We start from the raw sequence: 2,160 nt of genomic DNA, 5'->3' as shown, positions 1-2,160 counted from the left end.
CCGTATACAGAGAAGGCGTGGAAGTTGGCGCGCCGGTTGTTCTAGCGTTCTGCCGGCCCGCTTGAATTCGTTGGTCACTGAGGATCGAGAGATAGGAATGTAATGCCCGGAGTGCAGGATCGCGTTGTCGTCGTCACGGGAGCCGGTGGTGGCTTGGGCCGTGAGTACGCGCTCACCCTCGCCAAGGAAGGCGCGAGCGTGGTGGTCAACGACCTCGGTGGTGCCCGCGACGGTACCGGCGCCGGACACAACATGGCCGACGAGGTCGTCAAGGAGATCAAGGACGCCGGGGGACGAGCGGTGGCCAACTACGACAGCGTGGCCGAACCCGAGGGGGCGGAGAGCATCGTCAAGACCGCTCTCGATGAGTTCGGCAAGGTCGACGGCGTGGTGAGCAACGCCGGCATCCTGCGCGACGGCACCTTCCACAAGATGTCGTTCGAGAATTGGGATTCGGTGCTCAAGGTGCATCTCTACGGCGGTTATAACGTCGTCCGTGCAGCGTGGCCGCATTTCCGCGAGCAGAGCTACGGTCGCGTCGTCGTCGCCACCTCCACCAGCGGGCTGTTCGGCAACTTCGGTCAGGCCAACTACGGCGCAGCCAAGCTGGGCTTGGTCGGCATGATCAACACGCTGGCCCAAGAGGGCGCCAAGTACAACATCAAGGCCAACGCGTTGGCGCCGATCGCGGCCACCCGGATGACGGAGGACATCCTGCCGCCCGAGGTGTTGAAGAACCTCACACCGGACTTCGTGGCGCCGGTGGTGGCGTATTTGTGCACCGAGGAAGTGCCCGACACTGGTTCGATCTTCATCGTCGGCGGCGGCAAGGTGCAGCGCACCGCGCTGTTCCAGAATGAGGGCGTCACTTTCAAAGCGCCGCCGTCGGTGGACGACATCGCCTCGCACTGGGGCGAGATCGACGACTTGTCCGCCGCTAAGCAGGCTAACTTCTCCATCCGGTGAAAGCCTGTGTAGTACAGGACCTTTCAGGCCCCGATGGTCTCGTCTACACCGATGTGGACGACGTAGCCGGTAACGACGACACGCTTATCGTCGACGTCCGGGCTGCCGGGGTGTGCTTTCCGGACCTGTTGCTGAGTAAAGGTGAATACCAGCTCAAGCTGCCGCCGCCGTTCATTCCCGGGATGGAGGCTGCCGGGGTCGTGCACTGGGCCCCGGAAGACTCGGAATTCAAAGTGGGCGACCGGGTCTCGGCGTTCGGCGTGCTCGGCGGTTTCGCCGAACAGGTGATTGTGCCGTTGGCCAACGTCACCCACAGTCCGGCTGAACTCGACGACGCCGAAGCAGTGTCGCTGCTGGTGAACTACAACACCATGTACTTCGCGCTGGCTCGTCGCGCCGCGATGCGCCAGGGCGACAGTGTGCTGGTGCTCGGGTCAGCAGGTGGGGTGGGCACCGCGGCGATCCAGGTGGCCCGTGCGATGGGCGCCGGCAAGGTCATCGCGGTGGTGCATCGCTCGGGCGCAACGGATTTCGTGAAATCACTGGGCGCCCACGTGGTGCTGCCTTTGACGGACGGCTGGGCTCAGGCCGTGCGGGAGCATACCGGTGGTCGAGGTGTTGACATCGTGGTCGACCCGATCGGCGGGCCGGCTTTCGACGATGCCGTCCGGGTGCTGGCCATCGACGGCAAGCTGCTGGTCATCGGGTTTGCCGCGGGTGCGATTCCGACCGTGAAGGTCAACCGGCTGCTGTTGCGCAATGTCGGTGTGCTCGGCGTCGCCTGGGGCGAGTATTTGCATCAGGTGCCCGGCTCGGCGGCGCTGTTCGCGTGGGGGCTGAACCAGTTGGTGTCGTTGGGTTTGAAACCGCCTCCGCCGCAGCGCTATCCGCTATCGGAAGGGCGTGCCGCACTGCAGGCCTTGGCCGACGGGGCCATATTCGGCAAGCTCGTATTGGAACCCTAGCCGGTGGCACCGCGCTGTGCCGAGTGCGGGGTTGTGTCACGCTCCAGCTTGGTAAGCGGCGATCAACCCCTCACTCGACGCGGCCGTTCCTAGAACAGACCCGAGAAGTCGGCAGCAACCTGGCTGAACGCGGTCGAGAGGATTTCGAATTCGAAACCAGCCGCCAGCGTGCCTATCGCTGTGGTGGCCGCGATCGGCAAACCAAGAGCGTCGGTCAGGTCACCGGTGC

2 protein-coding genes are annotated in these 2,160 nt (G+C 64.3%); both read left to right on the top strand.

The genetic code is table 11. The features are described 5' to 3' along the window. The first annotated feature begins 102 nt into the window (after positions 1 to 102). Positions 103 to 966, top strand: a complete 864-nt coding sequence (locus tag WBF82_RS23880; RefSeq protein WP_424385400.1) for an SDR family oxidoreductase — start codon at positions 103 to 105, stop codon at positions 964 to 966. Continuing rightward, positions 963 to 1,931 carry an NADPH:quinone oxidoreductase family protein gene (locus WBF82_RS23875; protein ID WP_424385399.1) on the top strand — a complete coding sequence of 323 codons (969 nt, stop codon included), beginning with the start codon at positions 963 to 965 and terminating at the stop codon, positions 1,929 to 1,931. The genes WBF82_RS23880 and WBF82_RS23875 overlap by 4 nt, the downstream gene beginning before the upstream one ends. Positions 1,932 to 2,160 lie beyond the last annotated feature (229 nt).

The organism is Mycobacterium sp., assembly GCF_049673265.1.
Classification (GTDB): domain Bacteria; phylum Actinomycetota; class Actinomycetes; order Mycobacteriales; family Mycobacteriaceae; genus Mycobacterium.
The sequence above is the reverse complement of the archived record's forward strand: the minus strand, read 5'-3'. Positions and strand labels throughout refer to the sequence as shown.

Coding starts and splice junctions, on each gene's coding strand:
- WBF82_RS23880 (WP_424385400.1), top strand. CDS start 103: ATGCCCGGAGTGCAGGATCGCGTTGTCGTCGTCACGGGAGCCGGTGGT.